Source organism: Neorhizobium descurainiae, assembly GCF_051400715.1.
In the GTDB taxonomy this organism is placed as follows: Bacteria; Pseudomonadota; Alphaproteobacteria; order Rhizobiales; family Rhizobiaceae; genus Neorhizobium.
Window position 1 is genome coordinate 78,513 of sequence record NZ_JBLFFK010000001.1, and the last position, 23,732, is coordinate 102,244.

Here is a 23,732-nt window from a genome sequence, read left to right on the forward strand (position 1 = left end):
AGCGGAGGCCGGACATGATCCGACCCCTGGATCCGATCAGGAGAGCCGGTTCTGAGTGATGCCGCAGAGGCTGACCTCGATACCGAGTTCGGCGGCGAGCGCGGCCTTGGCAAGTGCGGCCCGGTCGGCTTCCGCCGCCGAATTGGCATAGGCGACCTGGATGTGGTTTGCCTTGTGGCGGGCCATCATCTGGTCGCGGGTGACGCCGGTGAGCACGCCGTGCATCATCGGCCACTGCTCATTGGTCGATTTCCAACGCCGCTCGGTTTCCTCCTTCGGAAGCGAGATGGCCCGGCCGCGGCCGATATCCATCTTCAGCCGGTTGTCTTCCTGGAAAACGCGCGACCAGACAATCTCGCCGGGACGGGCGATGCCTCGCAGGGTGCCGCCGCCGGCGGGGAAGAACATCGCCGGCTGGCGCATGCTGTCGCTGCCCGCCCAGCCGCCTTCGTTGTGCGAGGGAGGCACGGCGCCGGAGATCTCGAACACCCAGACGAAATCGTCGACCGAGCCGGAAGCGTCGCGATCGCCCCAGCGCAAGTCGTGAAGCGTGTTTTCGACCGGCTGGCCGAGTGCGCGGTGCAACCGGTTGGTCATCAGCCCGTCGAGGCCGGCGCATTCGTCCACCTCGTTGAAATGGACGATCGCCTCACCCTTGCGGATGATCTGGCCGTGCCTGTTCCTGACGTCCGGACGGCCGTCGTCGTTCAGGATGCCTTCGACGAGGTCCGAAGCCGGGAGAAGGTCCTTCAGCCCCTGCTGGTACTGGATGCCGATCGCCTCGCAGCCGAACTCCTCGGCGATGCGGACCGCGGCGATATACATGCGGCATTGGTCGATCACCTGCGCCTCGGTGAGCTCGGTCTTCGGATCCGTGCCGAGATGGAAGGTCATGCCCTTGGCGAGCAGCTCCTCGTAAACGGCGCGGCCCTCTTCGAGCCGAACCTGCGTCGTCGCGTAATAGAGGCTCGACTGCGACAGGCGCTCCTTGAAGATGCCAAGCGGCATCAGCAGTTCGTCGGGAATGATGGCATTGTACATGCCCATGCACCCCTCATCGAAGATGCCGAGGATGACCTTGTTGCGGCGGAAGTCGTCGGCGATCTCCGTCGCCAGCCTTCTGAGATCGGCGGGGAGGGCGTTCGCATCGAGCGGCGTCACGTGGGAGCTATCGTGCCTGATCGTTCCCGTCTCCAGCCACTGTTTCAGGCCTTCGAGGAAGAAGGCGTCATCGAAGGCTTCGCTCCAGAGCGTGGAATAGGTCACGCCGGCCTTGGTCAGCGAGCCGTTGAGGTTCAGCATGCCGACGAGGCCCGGCCACTGACCGGACCAGTTGGCGACGGTCAGGATCGGACCCTTGTGGGACGTGAGCCCCGCCAGGACATGGTGCGAATATTGCCAGACGGATTCGGCGACGATGACGGGGACGGACGGATCGATCTTCGCGAACGCATCCATCCCCTCGCGCTGCGATGAGATGAAGCCATGCTTCTCCTCCGGCTTGTAGGCGTGCGCGCGCTTTACGCTATGGCCCATGCCGGTCAGCACGTCCGTGAGCTTCCTTTCCATCGCGTCCTGCGTCGCCCAGCATTGCTGGTTGGCGCTGAGGCGCAGGTCTCCACTGGCGAAGAGCGCGATGTCTTTGTTGGTGTTTGGGGTCATGTCTTCATCCCTCATTCGGTCATGAACTGCCTGGCCATGGTTCACCCGCTCCCGAACGGCGATCGCGTCAGCTCAAGCTCAGGACGAACTGTTGTCCGGCCATATTCACGTCCACCCTGGCGGGCTCCCCGATCGGGATCAGCCCGCAGAGCGAGCCGGTCGTCAGCACCTGCCCCGCCTTCAGCATGGAGAAGGAGGAGAGCGGCGCCTGGTTCGCCAGTACGGTCACGGTCTTCAGCGGATCGCCGTCGACATGCGTCGCCGGCTTATCGAAAACGGCCTGGCCATCGATCGCGATGGAAAGCGGTCCGATCGATGCACCTTCGTCCAGCAGTTGGCGATGCAGTAAGGGACCGAGGATGTAGCCGGCATTGCTCATCATATCGGCGGCGGCAAGGGCCGGATCGCGCCTTGATCCGCCCGCATAACGACTACGCAGGAACTCGACACCGATATGCACCGAGGCGATCGCATCGACCACATCCAGCCGGGTCACCGGACCGGAGCCGGTCGCAATGTCCTTGCCGAGCACGAAGGCGAGTTCCACTTCCAGCGACACCCCGGGTCGGAACGCATGGCGATCGCCCTCCGCGACCCAAAACAGCGGCGCGCTGTGGCAGACGTCGCCTTTCAGGGTGAGCTTCGAGCCCTTGAACGGCTGGTCGAGCGCGTGGAAGACCTCCGCTTGCACGCCATAGGCGTCCGGCAGCGAAAGTCCGGCGAAGGGGTCGGGATCGAACGCGGTTTCGAACCGAATGGCGTCGCGAATCGTTTCTCCAAGCAGCTTCGAACGTGTCTGGCTGGATAGGTGCGACATCCGTCAGCATCCTTCCGGTGAAGCAGACAGGGGAAGGGAGCGATCCTGCTGCGATTCGAGGATCGAAGAATTTATCGTAATGAATTCAACCGATTCCGCGCTCCGCAGTGATCGCGTTCCGTGGCCGGCCATGCATTCCTCCCGTCGCTTGATGGCCGCAACATGCCGCAGAGGAGAGCTGATGTAAATAGACATTTGACGACTGATAGCTATACTGATTATATCAGTCTTATAACGAGGAGCCCATCATGTCGAATGCAGCCCTGAAAGGCATCGTCGCCGCCTCCGTCACGCCGGTGACTGCCGATTTCCGTATCGGTGCCGATCGGCTGGCGGCGCATATCGACCATCTCCTCGCAAACGGCTGCAGCTTCGTCTCGACCTTCGGTACGACGGGCGAGGGCGCATCCTTCTCGACAGGCCAGAAGCTCGAAGCGTTGAAAATATTGAAGGCAAGCGGTGCCGACATGGGCCGGCAGTTGCCGGCGATCATGACCGCCAGCTTCGACGACGCGGTGACGTCGCTGATCGCCTATGGGGAGCTTGGCTGCCGTGCGGCGCTTGTTCTGCCGCCCTTCTATTATGGCGCGGGCGAGGAGGGTGTGGCGGCCTTCTTCGACGCGCTGATCGAGCGGACCGAGACGCATACGAGGATCGACCTTGTCCTCTACAACATTCCGCAGCTCAGCCGTGTTCCATTCACGCAGCCGCTGATCGCGGCGCTGATCCGCAAGCACGGCAGCCGCATCGCCGGCATTAAGGATTCGACCGGCGATCTCGACAACGGGCTGATGCTGGTGAAGTCCTTCCCGGGACTTGCCGTCTTCACTGGCGACGACCGTGTTCTGCCGACCCTGGTCAAGGCCGGCGGCGCGGGCATGATCGGCGGCATGCCGAACGTCTTTGCCCGCGACCTCAAGGCGCTCTACGACAATCCGGAGGACGCCGGCCTTCTCGAAAAGCAGTCGCGGCGCATCGAGGCAGTGGATGCTTACGGATCGCTCGTTGCCCTCAAGGCCGCTCTTGCCCATTATCGAAGAGACGAAAGTCTAGCATACGCGGTTCCGCCCCTGCTTGCTCTCAGCCAGAGCGATCGTGCTATGCTCATTGAATTGTTCGAGCGGACAGGTTATCGCGCCGCTGCTTGAACGGCCCGGCGCAGGCCGGCGATAGGAGACAGATGAGCGCACGTACCGCACCGCCCAGTATCGGACAGCCCGAGATCCGCTCGGTGAAGCAAGTCGCCTATGATCGTTTCCGCGAGGCGCTGTTCGATGGCCGGTTGCGGCCGGGGCAGTTCGTCTCGCAAAGGGAACTGGTCGCGCTCCTCGGTCTTTCGATCGGCGCCTTGCGCGAACTCCTTCCCCGTCTGCAGTATGAAGGCCTTCTGGTCGTCATGCCGCAGCGGGGCATCCAAATCACCCAGATCGATCTGTCGATGATCCGCCAAGCCTTTCAGGTTCGCATGGCGCTGGAACGGGAGGCTGTGCTGACAGCCGTCCGGCGGATGCCGGACTCAGTTCTCGACGAACAGAAGCACCTGCATCAGGCGATCCTGGACGAAGTCCACAACTCTCCGTCGCCCGATGTCTTCGAGCGCGGCCAGAAGGTCGATGACGGCTTCCACAACCTCCTCGTCGATTCCACCCAAAATGATCTGCTGATCCAGGCCTATGCGGTCAACGCGATCCGGATGCGGCTTATCAAGCTCGACAGGATCAGTCTTTCCGAACAGGTTCTGCCGCCGGCCTTCAGCGACCATCTGGCGATCATCGACGCCATCAAGTCCCGCGATCCGCATGCCGCCAGCGATGCGATCGACCGTCACATCATGAACGCCCGCGAGAGGGCGATAGAGCTCTAACGGCGGCCTCGCCGGCTTTATCTCATCGTCATCCGCCCATACGCCGTTACTCCGCGCATTGCCATCCCGCTTTGGTCCGCGACTTGCTGTATAACTGATCATATAAGTTCGTAGAGAAGTTATCGAATAACATATTTACAGGCTGGTTTTTTTGTTGCATGTTAGCCTCGTCAGGCATCTGACAACGGAGAGACATTCAGGGAGGACCGAGCTTTGGCGCGTCTGGAGCTATCCAACGTTTCGAAAAGCTACGGGGCGTTCGACGCCATCAAGGACGTGTCGCTTGCCATCGAGGACGGGGAATTTGCGGTTTTCGTCGGCCCGTCCGGCTGCGGCAAGTCCACGCTGCTGCGTCTGATCGCAGGTCTCGACCCGATCAGCGACGGCGCGATCAGGATCGGCAAGGACGATGTGACCCGCCGGCCGGCCGGTACGCGCAGCGTCGCCATGGTCTTCCAGTCCTACGCGCTCTATCCGCATATGTCCGTCTATGACAACATCGCCTTTCCGCTGCAGATGGAGCGACGCTCCAAGGGCGACATCCAGCAGCAGGTGGAGAAGGCCGCCAATACCGTGCGCCTTTCTACACGGCTGAAGGACAAGCCGTCGAAGCTTTCGGGCGGCCAGCGCCAGCGCGTCGCGATCGCCCGCGCCATCGTCCGTAAGCCGCAGATTTTTTTGATGGACGAGCCGCTGTCCAACCTTGACGCGGCGCTGCGTATCGAAATGCGCACCGAGCTCACCCAGCTCCACAAGGAACTCGGCGCCACCATGGTTTATGTCACCCACGACCAGCTCGAAGCCATGACCATGGCCGACCGGATCGTGGTGTTGAACGGCGGACGGGTTGAGCAGGTCGGCCGGCCGATGGACCTCTATCACAGGCCGGTCAATCGTTTCGTCGCAGGCTTCATCGGCAGTCCGCCGATGAACATGCTGCGCGGCAAGGTGAAGGCGATCGAAAGCGAATACTATTCCTTCGAAGCTGCGGGTGTCGGGACGATCGTCATCGATGGACTGGCTGAGCGTCTCAAGGTCGGCGAGGAAGTCGTCCTTGGCATTCGTCCGGAATTCCTGGCGCCGCATCCGGCCGGCAGTGAGCCGTTGGTGAAGATCGGCATCGTTCCGCGATCGGTGGAGAGGCTGGGTGCCCAGACGATCGTGCACAGCGCTATCGAGGCCCAGAATTTCACCTGTGTCTTTTCCGGCGACCAGATCGTCGAGCCGGGCCGGGAACTGAGCGTTTATTGCGATGCGGCGAACATCCATGTCTTCGACGCCGCCGGAACTACAGTCAGTCGGAAATAAATCATCGTCGATAAATCGGGAGGAGTTTACGATGAAGAACGATGTCCTGCATGCCATGAAGCCCACACGTCGTGCATTCCTATCCGGGGCCGCTGCCGGCCTTGCGGGTCTGCCTGTCCTGATGTCGGCCTCCGGTCGCGCGCTTGCCGCGGAACAGCAGCTCGTTTTCTGGTCGCAGCTCGCGGGCAGCAAGAAGGCGGCAGGCGAAGCCCTGGAAGCTGCCTTCAAGACGGCTCATCCGGAGGTAACGCTGCAATCCAGCCTCTATGCCGAACCTTCGCAGCTCAACGAAAAGATGCTGACCGCGATCAACGGCAATACCGGTCCGGACCTGATCGTCCAGCACTGGGACTACAATCTCACCTACGCTTCCGGCAACAAGCTGGTCGAACTCGGCAAGGCGCTGCCGGATGTGAAGTCGGCTGATCTCGATCCGTCGCTGCTCGCCTACGGCCATATCGAAGGCGGCCAGTATTCCATGCCGCTCTACGGCACGTCGCGCGGCCTCGGGATCAACCGCAAGCTCATCAGCGAGGCAGGCCTCAATCCCGACAAGGGACCGCAGAACTGGGCGGAACTCCGGGAATGGGCGAAGGCCGCGACCAAGCGTCCCGGCGGAGGCATGCTGCAGGTCTCGGGCATCCAGCTTTACCAGAACGACCTCGAAACTTTCGAGCTCTTCACGCTGCTCCTGCAGGGCGCCGGCGGCACGCTGCTGACCGCCGATCTTTCGGCCCCCGCCTTTGCCGGCCCGGAAGGCGTCAAGGCGCTGCAGTTCCTGAGCGACCTCGTCGTCGTCGACAAGATCACCGATGCCGGCTTCGGCGTCGGCCCCGGCGGCATGGCAAACCCTTTCAACCAGGGGCGCGCTGCGATGCTGATCGCCGGCAACTATTCGACCAACAATGCGCTGAAGGCCGGCATCGAATTCGACGTCGTGCCGGTTCCGAAGGAAAACGGCGGCTTCACCTCGCTCGTCGATCCCTTCTGCTTCGCCGTCCGGGCAGGTGCGCCGAACCAGGAAGCGGCGTTGAAGCTCATCGAGTTCGCGATGTCGCCGGAACAGCAGGTCGCCTTCGCGGTCGCCAGCAAGAACGTGCCGACGCTCAGGTCCGCCCAGCAGGACAAGGCGGTTCTGGCGGATCCTTATCTCGCCAAATTCATCAAGACCGCGAGCTATGCCCCGCCGGCAGCACCCGCAACGCCGGTGTTTTCGCGCATGATGACGCTCGTCGCCCGCGGGGTGCAGGAGGTCGTCTTCCAGAAGAACACGCCCGACAAGGCGCTGAAGGCTGCCGCCGACGAGGTGCAGTCGCTGCTGAAGAAGGGCTGAGTGGGGAATAACCGATGGCGCTTCAGAGCTCGACATCCAGGCCGCAGAAGGCGGTCAGTTTCAATCAGAACTGGAGCGCCTACGCATTCCTCGCACCCGCGCTCGTCATCCTGTTTCTGTCGCTGCTCCTGCCGGCAGTGGCGACGCTTCTGATGAGCTTCACGGACGTTTCGTTTCTGAAGCCGACGAATTTCGTCGGCTTCGACAACTACATCAAGCTGTTCAACGACACGCGCTTCCAGCAGGCGGTCGCCAACACGATCCACTACACGATCGGCGTGACTTTTCCGACCATGGTGCTGGGCCTGCTGGCCGCGGTGGCCTTGAACCGCAAGGTGCCCGGGCGGATCGCCTTCAGGACCATCTTCTACCTGCCGGTCCTGACCTCGCTGATCGCCGCCGCAGTCGTCTGGGCCTATGTCTACGAGCCCTATGCCGGTCCGTTGAACGGCATTCTGACCCAGGTCGGACTACCGCCGCAGCCTTGGCTCCAGAATCCGAATCTGGCGATGAATTCCCTGATCATCATGGCGATCTGGCGCGACTTCGGCACGGCGATGATCATCTATCTCGCCGGTCTGCAGGACATCCCGAACGATATCTACGAGGCGGCGCGGCTCGACGGAGCCAAGAGCAAGGATATCTTCCTGCGCATCACCGTGCCGATGCTGAGCTCGGTCACCTTCTACCTGCTCATCATCCTGATCGTGCAGACCTTCCAGGTGTTCGGCGCGATCTACGTGATGACCCAGGGCGGGCCGCTGGGATCGACCGAGACCGTCGTCTACCAGATGTACCAGACGGCCTTCGGCTACACCGAGTTCGGGTACGCGGCGGCGATGTCGACCGTCCTCTTCTTCACCATCCTGGTGTTCTCGATCATCGGCACCAGGATCATGCGGAGGAAAGACGCATGACCGATCTTGCGCAACCCGCAGCAATGGAAAGGCAGGTCGCGACGCGCGGCCGCGATTTCCCGCGCTTCGACGTCATGAACGTCATCGGCTACCTGCTGCTGCTGTTTGCGGCGCTTGCGACCGTGATGCCCTTCCTCTGGATGGTCTCCACCTCCTTCAAGGGCGACCAGGAAATCTTCCGCTTTCCGCCGAGCTTCATCCCGGACGGCCTGCAATGGCAGAACTATATCGATGCGATGAGTTCGCCGGATGCGGGGCTGCAGTTGGTGAACAGCCTGATCTACGCGCTGGGCTCGACGGTCTCGAACCTCGTGTTCTGCTCGCTCGCGGGCTACGCGCTGGCGCGCATGCAGTTCTCCGGCCGCAACCTGATCTTTGCGCTCGTCGTCGGCCTGTTGATGGTGCCGGCCCAGAGCCAGATCGTGCCGGTCTTCCTGATCGTCCAGAAAATCCCGTTCGCCGGCGGCAACGACTGGCTCGGCAATGGCGGCACGGGTCTGCTCAACACCTATTGGGGCATGATCCTGCCGACGGCGGCGACCCCCTTCGGTATCTTCATGATGCGGCAGTTCTTCACCCGAATTCCGATGGAATACGAGGAATCCGCCAAGCTCGACGGCGCATCGCCGTTCACGATCTTCCGGCGTATCCTGCTGCCGCTCGCCCGGCCGTCCCTGGCGGTGCTCGGCGTGCTCAGCTTCCAGAGCGCCTGGAACGACTTCGTCTGGCCGCTCATCCTCAATTCGCACCGGGAGATGGCGACGCTGCAGATCGGCTTGCAACTTCTTCAAAGCGGACCGGATGCGCGCTGGAACGTCGTCATGGCCATGGCGACCCTCATCACCCTTCCGGTCATCATCGTCTACCTGCTGGCGCAGCGACACGTGATCGACGGCGCCGTATCGAGCGGCGTCAAAGGCTGACCGGACATACATAACTGGACCGAATGAGACCGCTTCGGCGGCAAGGAGGAGACGCGTGACCAAGCCAAATTCGATCAAGAATGTCGAAGTCTATCGGAGGGAGGGCGAGTTCGCCGCATGGCCGGCGAATTACGGCCTGTGGCTGTGGGGCGACGAGGCGGTGACGATTTTCGTCCAAGGTTTCCGCGGCGAGGCGGAGAACCTGCACGCGCGCGACAAGACACGGCCCTTCATTCCCGTGCAGGCTCGCAGCCTCGACGGCGGCGAAACCTGGACGATCGAGCGCTTCAACGCCTTCGTGCCGGGCAGCCAGACGCTTTCCGGCGACGAGCATGTCGTGCCGGAACTCGAAGCCCAGCCGCATATCGACGTCGAGCGCGATCTGCGTCCGCTCGATCGGCCGATCGATTTCACCGATCCGGAAACCCTCGTCATGTGCGCCCGCACCGGCCTCCTCGGCGGGGCGATCAGCTGGTTCTACGTCAGCAACGACCGGGCAAAGACCTGGCGCGGTCCTTACCGGCTCGGCGATTTCGGCCTGCCGGGTATCTCGGCGCGCACCGACATCGTGCCGCTCGGCAAGCATGACGCGCTCTTCCTGCTGAGCGCTGCCAAGCCGAACGGCAAGGAAGGCCAGGTCTTCTGCCTTCGTACCCGTGATGGCGGCAAGAGCTTCACCTTCGAAAGCTTCGTCGGCGAGGAGCCGGAAGGTTTTGCGATCATGCCGGCTTCGATCAGGCTGAAGGACGGCAAGGTGCTGACGCTGGTGCGCTGCTCAACGGCGAGCCGCGGCCCGGACCGCAAGGCCTGGATCGATGCCTATGTTTCCGGCGACGAGGGCAAGACGTGGGAATTCCTCGGCCGGCCGGTGCCGAATACCGGCTATGCCGGCAACCCGCCGACGCTCAACCGCCTGAACGACGGAAGACTGGTTCTCGTTTTCGGCTATCGCGATGCGCCCTACGGCCTGCGCGCCCGGGTCAGCTCCGACGAGGGCAGGACCTGGAGCGACGACATCGTCATGCGCGACGACGGCGGCATGTCCGACCTCGGTTACCCGCGGACGGTGGTGAGGCCGGATGGAAAGCTGCTGAGCGTCTATTACTACAATTACGGCGGCGATCAGGAGCGTTTCATCGCCGCATCGATCTACGACATTGGAGGCTGATAGGCCTTAATCGGCTCATCCAGGGCAGCGAAACGATCGAAGAGATCGACGCTGCCCATCTGGCCGCCCTTCAGCATCAGGGTCATGCCGTTCCCGATCAGAACATGCTTTCAGTCATTCCGACGGTTATGTCGGCAGCTCTTGGCGGGGCGACGGGGCGCCGGCTGCCGGCGATCCCGGCAGGAGCTTCGCTCGTCCCAATCCTCGTCGGCGGCGTGCCTGCATCAATGGCGTCGGCCTTGCGGTGCCGCACTGGCTCGTCGCCATCGGCGCGAACGGGATCGGGATGACACCAATTGTTATCTCCGGAATCGAGGAGCCCTACGAGCCGCTTCGATCCAGCGCGGCGCGCAGATCCGCGCACACTCTCAGGAAAGCCTCGTCCGATTTTACCGATATTCCGGAATGCTGCATGAAATTATGGATCAGACCGTCAAGGAGGAAATAGCGCGCCGAGACGCCGGCCGCTATCAAGTGCTCCGCGAATTGCCGCCCCTGGTCCCTCAGCAAATCGATCTCTCCGCCGTATATCGTAATGGGGGGAAGACCGGTGAGATCGTCCGCCAGAATGGGTGATACCCGGGGATCGAGCGCCAGCGCAGGCTGCGGCAGGTAAGAGCGCGCGAAATATTCCATTGCCAGCCGTTCAAGGTAATAACCGGCGGCAAATGCCTCGTCGGACGCGGAGAAGGCCGCCATTCCCGCATAAGGGCGCAGATCGGCAACCGGATAGAGCAGAACCCCATGGCAGAAAACATCCTTGCCCCGGTGGTGCCGCATGGCGGCTATGGCGAGATTGCCGCCGGCACTGTCGCCCATGACCGCAAAACGCTCCGGATCGAGGTTCAAGCGGTCGATATTGTCTTTCAGCCACCGGACGGCTGACAGCGTATCCTCATAGGCTGCCGGGAAGGGGTGTTCCGGGGCAAGGCGATAGTCGAGAAAGGCAACGGTCGCATTGCAATGCAACGCGATGCGGGCGGATTGGCTGGCGTAGGCCGAGGAGTCGCCCAGCACAAAGCCGCCCCCATGCAGATAGAGGACGATCGCCGCGCGGGCCGGCAGGGATGGAGGACGATAGAGCGTCAGCCTGACCTCCGCGTCGCCTGTCAGGGACACCACTTCTTCTGCAACGGCTTCCTCCGGGCGACGGCTCATGGAGAGATATTGCCGCCTGTAGATCTCCCGTGACTGTTCGAGCGTGATCTTCTTGGGCAGGTTCCTTTTTTCCGCGGCGAGGTTCTGCAGCATTGCCTCAATTTGGGGGTCCACAGTCAATCTCATTTCCCTGGCAAGACCGTTTTCGAGTTTTCAAGAAGGGCCTACTTGCGCGATCTGCGATCGCAATTTAATCAATGGTGAGAGAAGATCAATCAGATTCATCGGCATTGATCGGCGACGCCTCGCCGAAGAAAAGGGGAAGCCATGAACGCAGTCAACTTCAAGCGGTCCGACATCAATCTCGGCAACTGGCGCGACCGCCCCTATTCGACCTGGGCTTTCCGGAACATGGCGGAACTGGTGCCTTCGGCGGTGATCCGCAGCATGCGCCGGCCCGAGGGACGGCAACTGGATCTGGGCCGATTTTCCGCTCTTCCCGTTCATGAGCCGGACGGCCGTGAAATGCCGCTCGATGCTTTCCTGACGGAAAGCGGCAGCGACGCTCTCGTCGTCATGAAGAAAGGCGAACTCATCGCCGAGTGGTATGCAAACGGCTGCGGCCCGTCAGAGCCACACCTTGTCTTTTCGATCTCGAAATCGTTCACCGGCCTGATTGCAGGAATTTTGGAAGCGCAGGGAAAGTTGTCGTTTGCGGCGCCGGTCAGCGAGTATGTCCCCGATGCCATCGGTTCGGCTTACGGGGACGTGACCGTGCGCGATCTTTTCAACATGACGGTGAGCGTGGTTTTCGAGGAAAGCTACCTGGATGAGACCGGTGATTTCGACCGTTACCGGCGGGCGGTCCTGTGGCAGCCGGAACATCCGGAAAAGCCGACGCCGACGCTGCGGGAATTCCTCGTATCGCTGAGGAAAGCCGCCCATCCGCACGGGACACGGCATGCCTACCGTTCGCCCAATTCGGACATGGCGGGGCTTGTCGTCGAGGCGGCCGGCGGCATGCGCTACGCCGATCTGCTGAGCAAGCTCGTCTGGCAGCCGATGGGAGCGCATACGGATGGTTTCATCACCGTCGATCGCGCCGGCAACCCCAGAACCTCCGGAGGAATCTCCGTCACCGCGCGCGATCTCGCCCGCTTCGGCGATCTTGTCCGCAGGGGCGGCGGAGGGCTGGTGCCCGGGCAGTTCATCGAAAGCCTCTGGCAAGGCGGAGACCGGGCGGTCTGGGCAAGCGGCGACCAGCACTACATCTATCCCGGCGGCAGCTATCGATCCTATTGGTACGAGACAGGGACGGGCGCGCTCGCGGGCATGGGCATTTTCGGGCAATGGCTATGGGTTGACCGCGCCTCCGAAACCGTCATTGTTCGGTTGTCGTCCGAGCCGGCACCCGTCAACGACGAGCTCGACCAATGCGTCATCGCGATGATGAAGGCAGTTTCGGCAGCCTGAGCCGGCGGCCGCCGGACTTGCCCCAGAACCAAGGGCAGCAGGCGTGAATCTGAGATTCATAGAGACTTTTCTGTGGGTTGCCAGGCTCGGCAGCTTCAGCGCCGCAGCCGAACGGCTGGGGGCGACCCAGGCTTCGGTCTCCCATCGCATCGCCACCCTGGAGCAGGAACTCGGTGTGGCATTGTTCGACAGAGATTCGAGAAGCGTCGTTCTGACGCCCGCCGGGCAACAGGCGATCCCAAGAGCCGAGGAGATCCTGCGTGCGGTCGCCGAGTTCCAGCTTGCGATTGCCGAACCCGGCCAGATTCAGGGTTCGGTCAGCTTCGGAACGAACGATGTGATCGCGCATTCGCTCCTCTCGCGCATCATGGCGCGGGTCCGCCAACGATATCCCGGCATCACGATAGACCTTCAGATCGAAACCAGCTCAGCCAATACGCGCGCGCTGATCGACCGGCGCATCGACATAGCCCTTGGTATGGGCGCCACCGACGACGACAGGATCGTCAACAGGGAATACGGAGCTTTCGTGCCCGTATGGGTCGCCAGTCAGGGGTTTTCCCTGCCGGACGGCAAGCTCGGACTTGCCGATCTCGCCAACCGTCCCCTGCTGACGTTTTCCCGCGACAGTGTGCCTTATCGCGGGCTCGTGAGGCAATTTTCGGATGCGGGACTGAACGCCTTGTCGGTCTCCAACGTCAATGCATTGATCACGATGATCGATCTGGCCGTAGAGGGGTTCGGGGCGACCGCCCTGCCGCGCGCGGTGCTGAACAAGCACCTCAATGCCGGTCTCCTGCGCATCCTGGATGTCGATCCGGCCTTTCCGCTCTTCACGCATTATCTCTCCTATCTCGAGGTGAACGAAAACCCGCTCGTCAAGGCGGTTGCGGACATCGCATTCGAAGTCGCCTCGGAAGCCGATGAGCCGGGCATATTTTCCGCCCTTCGAAAAGGGCCGCTCCTATAGATTTTTCTTGTCGCGGCGCGGCAAGATTTCTCGTTTGAACTGCGTCTGCCGCACCTGCACAGTGAATAAAAACGATCCCGGTCCAGGTCTCTGCGTCTGCGCCGGCAATCTACAAGACGGTGGAACAGTTGGAGAAATTCATGAAGATCAGCCTTTTATCGGCCGCCATGCTGGCTGCTGTCGCTCTTGCGGGAAGCGTCGATGCGCAGGAGCCTCAAAAGGGCGGCACGCTGAGGATCGTGCTGACCGCCGACATCCGCAGCCTCGACGCAAGCCGCAATGACAGCAACACCGATACGGTCCTCAATCATATCTATGAGCCGCTCGTCGGCTTCCGGACCGACATGACCGTCGGACCCATGCTTGCCGAGACCTGGGACGTGTCGCAGGACGCAAAGACCTACACGTTCCATTTCAAGAAAGGCACGACCTATCACAATGGCGACAAGGTGAGGGCCGCCGATTTCAAGTGGCTGTGGGAGCGCCGCATGGCTTCCAAAGGAAGGGATGCGCCCTGGCTCTGCATTCCTACATTCGATGGCTCGCGCGGGTTGAAGGTCGATGCCGTTGAAGCGCCGGACGAGGATACGCTCGTCTTCCGTCTCGGCGCCCCCAACACCCTGTTTCTGGTCCGGCTTGCCGATCCGGTCTGCAACATCTGGATCGCAAGTCCGAAGAATGTCGGCAGCGACGGAAAATGGATCGACGGCTCGGCGATCGGCAGCGGGCCCTTCAAGCTGAAGGAATGGAAAAAGGAGCAATATATCGCTCTCGAACGCTTCGACGGCTATCAGCCCACCAAGGGTGAGAGAAACGGCCAGAGCGGCGATCGGACGGTGTATGTCGATGAAGCCCGCTTCACGATCGTGCCCGACAAGACGGCCGCGGAAACCGCCCTGTTCGCGGGTCAGGTGGATGTCGTATCGACGATACAGCCGTCACGGGTCGCGGACCTCAAGGCCAAAGGCGCCAGGATCATCTCGTCTCCGGGGCTCTCCCTGACGGCCATCCTGATGCAGACCCAGGATCCCCTCCTGTCGAACGTCAAAATGCGGCAGGCGATCGCGCATGCGCTGGACCTCGATCAGATCGCCAAGGCCCAGACGGTCGGCATGGCCGAATTCAACCCGTCCGGGGTTCCGGAAAGCAGTGCCTATTTCGACACGTCGTTCCTGCGATGGCCCGAATACGATCCGGCGGAAACGAAGAAGCTGCTTGCCGAAGCGGGATACAAGGGGCAGGCCATCAAGCTCCAGACCAACAACCGCTATGTCGGGATGTATGACAACGCCATCGTCATCCAGGCGATGCTCGCCGCGGCGGGGATCAATATCGAGCTCGAAGTGCTGGATTGGTCGGCACAGCTCGACAATTTCTTCAGCGGCAAGTTCCAGATGCAGTCCTTCGGCTATGCCTCGCGGCCCGACCCGCTCGTCATCTATGGCATGTTCACCGGCGACAAGGTGAAGACTCCCAACTACCAATGGGGCGATCCCAAGGCGCTTGAACTCTATCTCAGAGCTATCGATGCCGAGGGCTTCGAACAGAAAAAGGCGGTGTTGAAGGAACTGCATGGCTTGATGGCCGAGCAGGTTCCGATACTCGGTCTCTACTATTTCCCGGTGATCGAAGCGATTTCGGACAAGCTCGTCGGATACGAGACCTGGGCGCTCGACAAGCCGCGCGCATGGGGCGTCTGGAAGAAGTCCTGAGCCATCTCGGACGATTTCAAGAAAGCCCGGAGCTCCGCTGCCGGGCTTTCGGCGTGTTGCGGCCGAGAATGTCGTCAGGCCGGAATACTGCCCGCCAGTTCGGAGGCGAGGGATATTGCGGCCGCCTGATGGGCCTGCAGCGCTTGGCCCGCATAATTGCGGAAGACGTCGAGAAAGGGATCTGCAACGCTTGTCCGGATGCCGCTCAATTGCTCGAGCACCGCGAGCCCGCAATAGGGAACGTAGGATGCCGAATATCCGCCCTCGTGAGACATCGCCAGCCGGCCCCGGCAGAGGATATCCGCAGCTTCCATCAGGAGACGTGTCATTTCGCGATAGCTGTCGCTATGGAGCATCATCCGGCCGAACGGATCGATCGCGGAGGCATCGAAACCGGACGGAACCACGATCAATTCCGGTTTGTAGCGGACAAGGGCCGGAAGCACGACCTGCTCGAAAGCCGCCATATAGGCGCCGTGCCCGCTACCGGGCGGCAGCGGAATGTTCAGGTTGAAGCCCTCGCCGGCTCCTTCACCGCGTTCGGTGCGGTCGCCCCGATCGCTTGGAAAGAGCCTTTCCTGATGGACCGAGATCGTCAAGACGCCGGGATCGGCGTAAAAGGCGGACTGGGTGCCGTTTCCGTGATGGACGTCCCAGTCGATCGTGGCGATACGCTCGACGCCGTGGATCTTCCGCGCCTTCAGGATGGCGACGGGCACGTTTCCGAAAAGGCAGAAGCCCAGCCCGCGGTCCTGTTCCGCATGGTGTCCCGGCGGGCGTACAAGGGCATAGCCGTTATTGACGCGGCCGGAAAGGACGGCATCGATCATCGCGAAGGTTCCGCCGGCCGAAAGGCAGGCGATCTCGAAACTGCCGCGCCCGAACGGTGTCAGATAACTCGCGTCGCCGCCCCGGTCGTCGCTCATGGCCCGGATGCGCCCGATGTATTCTCGCGTATGGAACAGGGCGAGGTCGTCCTCCGTGACCGGCCCGGCATCGATCCGCACCAATCGATCCGAGAGGCCGGAGACTTCGACGAGGTTTTTGAAACGCCGCTTCGTCGCGGGATTCTCGGCGTGCTCGCCCGGTTCGATCGTCAGGCCGGGCGGGAACCATGCCGCCGCATTGCCGGTGTCGTGCCAGAGATAGAGTTCATGGAAATTCCAGCCGGTTTTCACAGTTCCGGCGTTCATGCATGCCTCGGCGCCAGATTGCTTTCGACGAGTTGCGTGGCGCCGCTGATATCCGGCAGGAACTCGCCTTTCCGCAACCTTTCGAGGAGCAGAACCTCGTCCTCCTGGTCCGCGATCGCTTCGCGGGCGATCGCCTCGGCCTTGGCAGGATCGAGTGCCACGACCCCGCTCTCGTCCGCCAGGATCGCGTCTCCGGGATGAATGACCTGTCCGCCCACCGTCACCGGGACATTGATTTCTCCATCCAGCCCAAGCAGCTTTGTGGTGATGGAGGAGGGACCGCGGCACCAGACCGGAAGGCCGATCTTGCGGATCTCCGCCAGGTCGGTCGATGGGCCGTCGATCGCTGCGCCCGCTATGCCGGCAATCTTCATCGCATGGGAAACGGCCCCGCCCCAGCAGGCGTGACGCGTATCGCCGCATCGTTCGACAACGACGAAATCGCCCGGTCGCACCAGCTTGGTCAGGTAGTGAACGATGGTCGAATCCGCGTGGGGCGTCCGCACGGTGACAGCCGTCCCCGCGACCCTTGCGTTCCCGATGACGGCGGCGATGCCCCGATCCACGAAACCGGAATGGAAGAAATGCCCGATGGTGCCCGTCTCGACGCGTTCGAGCAGTTTGACGAGTTCCGGATCGAGTTGCGGCGGCATTTCGTTTATCGTGAACATGGTTCCTCGGCTGTCTGGAAGGCTGGATGGGCGACGCGATCCGGTCGGATCACGGTTCCGAGCCTGCGTGAGGCGTGCGGCGGAATCAAACGAGAAATATTATGCGCCGGCGACAAGAAATTCCGCTGACCGGCAGGTTCAGGCTGCGGCAATGATCTTCATCATCGCGATCACTTTCTGGTCCAGCCTGTCGTTGACCGGGAGGGATTCCGATGCCAGCCGGACGATGACGGTCTCGGATGCGCGGTCGATCCAGACCTGCTGGCCGTGAATGCCCATGCCGGCGAGCGCTCCCGTCCCCGTCTCGTACCAGAAATAGCGGTAGCTTCCGCCGGGATAGAGCAGGCGCTGCTCGCCCTTTGCCCAGATTTCGCGGTTTCCGCCGTCCCAGAGTTCGTCCACCAACCGTTTCGGCAGGATGCCGCCGCCACCCGTCCGGACCAGTTCGCCAAGGCGCGCAAGATCGCGGGCGGTCATCGAAAGGCCGCCGGAGGACCGGGGATTGCCGGCCCGATCGACGGTTATGAAGGCATCGGAATGGGCGCCCATGGGCTTCCAGATCGCGGCCTCCAGGAATTCGGAGTAGCGCCGGCCGCAGGCTGCCTCGATGACCAAGGCTGCCATGTCGGCATTCGGCGAGCGATAGGCGTGGTGCGTACCGTGCGGATGCGCGGCGCGCGGCAGCGAGCAGAGAAGTTCCCGCAACGTCGGCGTCGGTTCATCCGGGCGCCCGGGATTCCACAACATGGCCCGGCGATAGCGGTCATAATCGCCATTCCTGTCGAGATATACCTCGCTGAAATCGATCGCGACGGTCATCGTCAGGAGGTCGCTTGCCTTGAGATCGCCATAAGCAGAGCCTGCCGCTTCCGGAACGTAGGTCGAGACGAGCGCCTCGGGAGAGAGCTGACCGCCTTCGATCAGGATGCCGGCAAGCAGCCCTGTAACGGACTTGGAGATCGAAAAAATGATATGCGGCTTTTCCGGATCGAAATGTCCGGCGTGCCATTCTGCGATCAGCTTGCCGCCGCGCATGATGACCAACGCATCTGTTTCGCTCTCGATCAGGAACGCGGGCAGCCTCACGCTGTCGCCGGCAAGGTTGCTGACCGACAGCTTCGCGAAATCCCCGAGATTTCGTGGCGCCTCTTCCACCTTGCATGCGCTTCTGATCACGGCGGATGGGACGAGTTCCGAGACATTCTGGAATGACCAGGTCGAAAAGGGGCGCGTGCGCCAGTTATCCAGATTGATGTCCGCACGTGTGAATGAAGTTTTCGTCATCAGCCCGTTTCCCCGAAATTGCGTGGTGCCAGGTTAGGCATATATCGCGATCGCAGATCATGCAATATTGGCCGGTTAGTTTCCCGGTTCAGTTGATAAATCCTTGTTACGAGTTAATGTTCTTTCATTTTCCGGTGCGGATTAGTCCTGGCAAACTGAATCCATGTATGTCAGATTTCGTTTCTCAAGTTCGTTTGGAGGAATTCGATGACCGCCGAAGAGATATTCAATCCCCGTAATCCCCTGAACCCCGGCGCTCCCATCATTCCCCGCGTCGATTGGGATCTGCCGCCATGGCATCGGTGGACATTCCAGCACATTCGGGAAATGACGGCCACGGCGCAGATCTGGCGCGGCGAAGGCCCGAAGATGCCGCTGCCGAAACGGGCGGAAGATATCGGCTCCATTCGCTACAGTTTCAACGGATCGGAGAAGACGGTCGCGGAATTCATCGAAGCGAGTTTCACCGACGGATTCCTGGTTCTTCACCGCGGCGCGGTCGTCGCCGAGTATTATCTCAACGGAATGAAGCCGCACGGCCACCATCTGGCCATGTCCGTAACGAAGACGGTGGTCGGCATGCTCGCCGGCATTCTTGCGGAGAGGCAACTCCTGGATCCGGACGCTCCCCTCACGGAATACCTGCCCGAACTTGAGTCCACGGCCTATAAAGGTGCCACTGTCCGCCATGTTCTGGATATGACGAGCGGAGTCGTTTTCGACGAGTCCTATACGACGCCGGGATCGCACATGCAGCAGCTCGACCTTGCCTGCGGCTGGAAGGAACATACGCGCCCCGACTGGCCGCGAACCATGTGGGACCTGATCCTTTCCCTCAAGGAGCAGGAGCGGCCGCACGGTGCGCTCTTCAAGTACCGGTCGATCGAAACGGATGTTCTCGGCTTCGCGCTGGAGCGGGCCGCCGGAGCATCCCTTGCGGATCTTCTGAGCCGGGAGATCTGGACGCCCATGGGGGCGGAAGAGGATGCCTATATCACCGTCGACAACGCGGGAGCGGCCCTGGCGGACGGCGGGCTTTGCGCTACGCTCCGGGATTACGGCCGCTTCGCCCTTCTCATGCTCAACGGAGGCGCGCGCGACGGCAGGCAGATCATTCCCCGATCTTGGATAGAGGATACGCGCCGCGCCTCCGGGGAGCTCTATCAGGGTATCTACCGTTCGGTTTTCCCCAACGGTGCCTATCGCAACCAGGTCTGGATCGAGGACGTGGAGCGGGGCACCTACCTCGCACGCGGCGTCTTCGGCCAAGCGATCTACTGGGATCCGGAGAAGGCGTTCGCCGTCGTGAAGCTCTCCACCTGGCCCGAGCATGCCAGCATCGATCGCACGAAGGAATTACTGGCGGCGATCCATGCCATTCGCGAAGTCCTCGATGATCGCTAGCTGCCGTCCACCGCCAGCGCTATCACCCTTGAAAAGCCGTCGTTAATTCCAATTATAGGAATATAATAGAAAATATAATCTGAAAAATGGAATTTAATTGACGTTTCGCCCGTTTTGGGATTGGCTGCAAGCGAGGCCGGTCGGGTCTCGTTTGAAATCAGGGCGGGCGCATGGGTTGGCGGATTGGCGTGGATTCCGGTGGAACCTTCACCGACATTTGTCTCTTTCACGAGGAGACCGGGCGGATCGAGGTCTGGAAGGTTCCCTCGACGCCGCGGGACCCGTCTCTCGCCATCGGCGAAGGGGTCGTCGAAGCGCTGGAGCGTCTCGATGCGGCCTCGGGCGAAGTCGGCTATTTCGGGCACGGCACGACGGTTGCGACAAACGCGCTGATCCAGCAGCGTGGCGCTCCGACGGGCCTCATCACGACCGAAGGCTTTCGCGATCTCCTGGAAATCGGGCGCCAGAAGCGGCCGGATCTCTATGATATCCGCGCGGACAAACCCAAGACGCTGGTTTCCCGCGATCTGCGCTTCGGCATCGCCGAACGGGTCCGGCACGACGGGTCCGTGGAGCACCCGCTCGACGAGCCGGCGCTGCGGGCAGCGGCACGCAAGCTGAAGGCTGCAGGCGTGCAGTCCGTCGCCATAGCCTTCCTCTACAGCTTCGCGCATACCGCGCACGAAGAACTTGCTTTGCGCATCCTGGCGGAGGAGCTTCCGGAAGCCTTCATCTCGGCCTCCCATCGGATCGCGCCGGAATTCCGCGAGTTCGAGCGCATGTCCACCACCGTCGTGAATGCCTATCTCGGGCCGGTGATGCGGGGTTACGTCCGCCGGCTGGAGGGGCGCCTGAAAGAGATGGGTCTCGAGGCGGTTCCCCACCTCACGCAGTCGAACGGCGGGGTCATCGGTTTCGACACGGCGGTGGAGATGCCCGTCCGGACGGTGCTGTCGGGACCGAGCACGGGAGTGGTCGCGGCTCTTGCTTTGGGTGAGATGACGGGCAATGAAAACCTCATCACGTTCGACATGGGCGGCACGAGCACAGACGTCGCCCTGCTCAGGCGGGGCGAGTGCCGGCTGGTCGGCGAGGCGATCGTTCACGGTTATCCCATCAAGGCGCCGATGCTCGACATCCATACCGTCGGCGCAGGCGGCGGCTCGCTCGTGCATGTGGACAGCGGCGGTTTGATCAAGGTCGGCCCGCGCAGCGCCGGCGCTTTTCCCGGCCCGGCCTGCTACGGGCATGGGACGGCTGAGCCCACGGTTACGGACGCGAACGTCTTCCTGCAAAATCTCGATCCGAAGTTCCTGCTGCGCGGGCGCATGCCGATCCGCCGCGATCTGGCCGAGGCGGCGCTCAGGACCGTTGCCGACAAGGTCGGGATGGACGTCGCGGAGACGGCTGACGGCATTCTCGATATCGTGACGGTCAATATGGCCAAGGCGATCCGTGTGATCAGCGTCCAGCGGGGTCACGATCCCCGCGACTACACGCTGGTCGCCTTCGGCGGCGCCGGCCCCCTGCATGCCGCGCGTCTGGCGTCGGAACTGGAGATGCGGCAGATCCTCGTGCCGCTGACGCCCGGGATTCTCTGCGCCATGGGGCTGTTGATGACCGATCTGCGCACGGATCTGTCCGTTACCCGGCTCGCATCGCTCGACACGATCGAGACGAACGCTCTCGACGAGATTTTCTCGGGCCTGGAGCGCAGGGCGGCAGCCTGGTTCGCTGCCGAGAACATACCGCCCGAAGCCCGGATACTGCGACGCACGGCCGATGTCCGTTATGCCGGCCAGAATTACGAGATTGCCGTGCCGGTGCCGGCTGGCCCGATCGATCAGGGGGCGATTGCCGCCATACGGCAGGGGTTCCTTGCCGATCATCAGCAACTTTATGGCTTTATCGCCGAAGGGGAGGAAATCGAGCTGGTGACCTATCGCCTGGAGGCGAGCGCCCGCACGGAAAAGGCGCGTTTCACGCCACAGCCGATCGGTTCGAAGGACCCGTGGCACGCAGGTATCGGCGAGCGTCCGGCCTGGTGCCGGCAGGCGCGGGCCTTCCGGAACCACAAGATCTACGACCGCCTTCGCCTCACGCCCGGAAACATTGTCGAAGGCCCGGCGATCATCGACCAGATGGATACGACCACCGTCGTGCCGGCCGGCATGACGGCGCGGGTGGACGCCTTTTTAAACCTGATCATGGAGGCCCGCTGACGTGGCGCAAACCAGTTCGAAACCGGCGCAAGGCGACCGCGCGTTGAATGCCATCACGCTCGAGGTCATCGGCAGCGCCTTCGCCTCGATCGTGGAGGAAATGGGCGAGACGCTCGTGCGCTCCAGCTATTCCACGAATATCAAGGAGCGCCGCGACTGCTCCACGGCCCTTTTCGATGTCGCAGGCAATACGCTGTGCCAGGCGGAACACGTGCCGATGCATCTCGGCAGCTTCATCGGTTTCGTGCCGCTCATCCTCCGCAAACACGGCGCGGGCAGTTTGAAGCCCGGGGACGTGTTCATCGGCAACGATGCCTACGAGGGCGGCGGCACGCATCTGCCGGATATCGTGCTTGCCGAGCCGATCTTCCACGCGGGACGGTTGACGGCCTGGGCGATCAACACGGCGCATCATTCCGATTTCGTCGATCGCGGGCACGCCCACATCTACCAGGAAGGCCTCCGGATTCCTCCGATCCGGCTGTATCGGGCCGGAGAACTTCAGCAGGATATCCAGGACCTCTTCCTTCTGAACTGCCAGGTGCCGCGGGAAAGGCTCTCCGACCTGCGTGCGCAGATGGCCGCAAACCGCCTCGGTGTTCGCCGGATGATCGAACTCTGCGACAAATATGGAATGGACGTCGTCGAAGCGGCGGGTCGCGAGCTGCAGGATTATGCCGAGCGCCGCATGCGGGCGGGCATCCGTTCCATACCGGACGGCATCTATACGTTTGCCGACCGGTTCGATTGCGAGGCCTTCGACCAGCAATGGGATTTCAGTGTGCGGATCACCGTCCGCGGCGACGAGATGGAGCTCCACCTCGACAGTCCGCCGCAGTCGAGAAGTCCGATGAACGTCGTTCACACGGCGCTTCTGGCGACCGTCTATTATGCCGTCAAATCGGTCGTCGATCCTACGATCCCGCCGAATGCGGGGCTGGCGCGGCCGATCACGGTTTTCGCTGAAAAGGGAACCGTGCTCAATTGCGTCCATCCCGCCGCCGTCGACGGGCGGTTGACCTGCTGCCAGCGCGTGGTGGACCTCATTCATGGCGCGCTGGCTGCGGCGGTGCCGGAGCGCGTGACGGCGGCCAGCAACGGTTCGTGCTTCGACATCACCTTTTCCGGACAGCGGGCCGACGGTTCCTTCTGGGTCTATCTGGAGACGATCGGCGGCGGAAACGGCGCCCGCTTCGACAAGGATGGGCTGGACGGCGTGCATGTCCATATGACCAACACCTCGAACCTGCCGGTCGAGGCGCTGGAGGGCGAATATCCGATCACCCTGCTGGCCTACGAGCTGATCGACGGATCGGGGGGCGCCGGGGAATTTCGCGGCGGCATGGGCATTCGCCGTGTCTATCGGGCGGAGAAGGATTGCCGTGTGCATTACGGCGGATCGCGCATGCAATCCCGGCCCTGGGGCCTCGACGGCGGCCTGCCGGGGGCGAGCGGCGGTTTCCGGCTATCGGAGGGAATGGGTCCGTTCGTGCGGGGCGTGGGCGTTGCGCGGGCCGGCGACGTCATAGAGGTCTTCACTCCGGGCGCCGGTGGTTATGGCGAGCCGTCCAGGCGCAGCCCCGAGGCGATCGCGCGGGATTTCCTGGAAGGCAATTTCCTTGAAGAAAGCCGCTCCGTGTTCGTCAAAAGGGAGGGCGTCGCATGAATCCGGCAGCCGTCTCCGCAGCGAGGCCCCTGTCGGCTTGTGCGGGG

19 protein-coding genes are annotated in these 23,732 nt (G+C 62.2%); 13 read left to right on the plus strand and 6 right to left on the minus strand.

The window, feature by feature from the left end; translation table 11 throughout:
• Positions 1 to 36: 36 nt before the first annotated feature.
• Entirely contained in the window at positions 37 to 1,662 is a 1,626-nt protein-coding gene (locus ACMGE0_RS00415; RefSeq protein WP_436813884.1) for a fucose isomerase, read from the minus strand.
• A 67-nt stretch (positions 1,663 to 1,729) separates the two neighbouring features.
• Positions 1,730 to 2,479, minus strand: a complete 750-nt coding sequence (locus ACMGE0_RS00420; protein ID WP_436813885.1) for a hypothetical protein — start codon at positions 2,477 to 2,479, stop codon at positions 1,730 to 1,732.
• Between the two features lie 248 nt (positions 2,480 to 2,727).
• Here ACMGE0_RS00420 and ACMGE0_RS00425 point away from each other — a divergent pair, with 248 nt between their 5' ends.
• From ACMGE0_RS00425 to ACMGE0_RS00455, 7 genes are all read left to right on the plus strand, one after another.
• Positions 2,728 to 3,627, plus strand: a complete 900-nt coding sequence (locus ACMGE0_RS00425) for a dihydrodipicolinate synthase family protein (protein WP_436813886.1) — start codon at positions 2,728 to 2,730, stop codon at positions 3,625 to 3,627.
• Positions 3,628 to 3,659: 32 nt separating this feature from the next.
• Positions 3,660 to 4,343 (plus strand): GntR family transcriptional regulator, encoded by a 684-nt coding sequence (locus ACMGE0_RS00430; protein ID WP_436813887.1) that lies wholly within the window; start codon positions 3,660 to 3,662, stop codon positions 4,341 to 4,343.
• 213 nt (positions 4,344 to 4,556) lie between these two features.
• Positions 4,557 to 5,651, plus strand: a complete 1,095-nt coding sequence (locus tag ACMGE0_RS00435) for an ABC transporter ATP-binding protein (RefSeq protein WP_436813888.1) — start codon at positions 4,557 to 4,559, stop codon at positions 5,649 to 5,651.
• A gap of 31 nt (positions 5,652 to 5,682) precedes the next feature.
• Positions 5,683 to 6,984 (plus strand): extracellular solute-binding protein, encoded by a 1,302-nt coding sequence (locus tag ACMGE0_RS00440; protein ID WP_436813889.1) that lies wholly within the window; start codon positions 5,683 to 5,685, stop codon positions 6,982 to 6,984.
• Positions 6,985 to 6,998: 14 nt separating this feature from the next.
• Positions 6,999 to 7,901 carry a carbohydrate ABC transporter permease gene (locus ACMGE0_RS00445; RefSeq protein ID WP_436813890.1) on the plus strand — a complete coding sequence of 301 codons (903 nt, stop codon included), beginning with the start codon at positions 6,999 to 7,001 and terminating at the stop codon, positions 7,899 to 7,901.
• Positions 7,898 to 8,824, plus strand: coding sequence for a carbohydrate ABC transporter permease (locus ACMGE0_RS00450; RefSeq protein WP_436813891.1), 927 nt, complete (start codon positions 7,898 to 7,900; stop codon positions 8,822 to 8,824). The genes ACMGE0_RS00445 and ACMGE0_RS00450 overlap by 4 nt, the downstream gene beginning before the upstream one ends.
• Positions 8,825 to 8,879: 55 nt before the next feature.
• Positions 8,880 to 9,992 carry a sialidase family protein gene (locus tag ACMGE0_RS00455; RefSeq protein ID WP_436813892.1) on the plus strand — a complete coding sequence of 371 codons (1,113 nt, stop codon included), beginning with the start codon at positions 8,880 to 8,882 and terminating at the stop codon, positions 9,990 to 9,992.
• A 321-nt stretch (positions 9,993 to 10,313) separates the two neighbouring features.
• Here ACMGE0_RS00455 and ACMGE0_RS00460 read toward each other — a convergent pair whose 3' ends face one another.
• Entirely contained in the window at positions 10,314 to 11,264 is a 951-nt protein-coding gene (locus ACMGE0_RS00460) for an alpha/beta hydrolase (protein WP_436813893.1), read from the minus strand.
• 153 nt (positions 11,265 to 11,417) lie between these two features.
• Between ACMGE0_RS00460 and ACMGE0_RS00465 the strand changes: the two genes are divergently transcribed.
• The 3 genes from ACMGE0_RS00465 (at position 11,418) to ACMGE0_RS00475 (ending at position 15,245) form a co-directional block, all read left to right on the plus strand.
• Positions 11,418 to 12,563, plus strand: a complete 1,146-nt coding sequence (locus ACMGE0_RS00465; RefSeq protein WP_436813894.1) for a serine hydrolase domain-containing protein — start codon at positions 11,418 to 11,420, stop codon at positions 12,561 to 12,563.
• A gap of 43 nt (positions 12,564 to 12,606) precedes the next feature.
• Positions 12,607 to 13,533, plus strand: a complete 927-nt coding sequence (locus tag ACMGE0_RS00470) for a LysR family transcriptional regulator (protein ID WP_436813895.1) — start codon at positions 12,607 to 12,609, stop codon at positions 13,531 to 13,533.
• A gap of 140 nt (positions 13,534 to 13,673) precedes the next feature.
• The gene (locus ACMGE0_RS00475; protein ID WP_436813896.1) at positions 13,674 to 15,245 is read left to right on the plus strand and encodes an ABC transporter substrate-binding protein; all 1,572 of its coding nucleotides are present in this window, start codon (positions 13,674 to 13,676) and stop codon (positions 15,243 to 15,245) included.
• 74 nt (positions 15,246 to 15,319) lie between these two features.
• Here ACMGE0_RS00475 and ACMGE0_RS00480 read toward each other — a convergent pair whose 3' ends face one another.
• From ACMGE0_RS00480 to ACMGE0_RS00490, 3 genes are all read right to left on the minus strand, one after another.
• On the minus strand, positions 15,320 to 16,438 hold the full coding sequence (locus tag ACMGE0_RS00480; protein WP_436813897.1) for a class II histone deacetylase: 1,119 nt from the start codon (positions 16,436 to 16,438) through the stop codon (positions 15,320 to 15,322).
• Entirely contained in the window at positions 16,435 to 17,109 is a 675-nt protein-coding gene (locus tag ACMGE0_RS00485; protein WP_436813898.1) for an RraA family protein, read from the minus strand. Before ACMGE0_RS00485 ends, ACMGE0_RS00480 begins: the two co-directional genes overlap by 4 nt.
• Positions 17,110 to 17,247: 138 nt before the next feature.
• Complete coding sequence (locus ACMGE0_RS00490) at positions 17,248 to 18,393, minus strand: serine hydrolase domain-containing protein (RefSeq protein ID WP_436813899.1); 1,146 nt, start codon at positions 18,391 to 18,393, stop codon at positions 17,248 to 17,250.
• 207 nt (positions 18,394 to 18,600) lie between these two features.
• On the opposite strand from ACMGE0_RS00490, the gene ACMGE0_RS00495 reads away from it, so the two are divergent.
• The 3 genes from ACMGE0_RS00495 to ACMGE0_RS00505 all read left to right on the plus strand — a co-directional run bounded on the left by ACMGE0_RS00495 (position 18,601) and on the right by ACMGE0_RS00505 (position 23,685).
• On the plus strand, positions 18,601 to 19,797 hold the full coding sequence (locus ACMGE0_RS00495; protein WP_436813900.1) for a serine hydrolase domain-containing protein: 1,197 nt from the start codon (positions 18,601 to 18,603) through the stop codon (positions 19,795 to 19,797).
• A gap of 170 nt (positions 19,798 to 19,967) precedes the next feature.
• Positions 19,968 to 22,019, plus strand: a complete 2,052-nt coding sequence (locus ACMGE0_RS00500; RefSeq protein ID WP_436813901.1) for a hydantoinase/oxoprolinase family protein — start codon at positions 19,968 to 19,970, stop codon at positions 22,017 to 22,019.
• A gap of 1 nt (position 22,020) precedes the next feature.
• On the plus strand, positions 22,021 to 23,685 hold the full coding sequence (locus tag ACMGE0_RS00505) for a hydantoinase B/oxoprolinase family protein (RefSeq protein WP_436813902.1): 1,665 nt from the start codon (positions 22,021 to 22,023) through the stop codon (positions 23,683 to 23,685).
• The last annotated feature ends 47 nt before the right edge of the window (positions 23,686 to 23,732 follow it).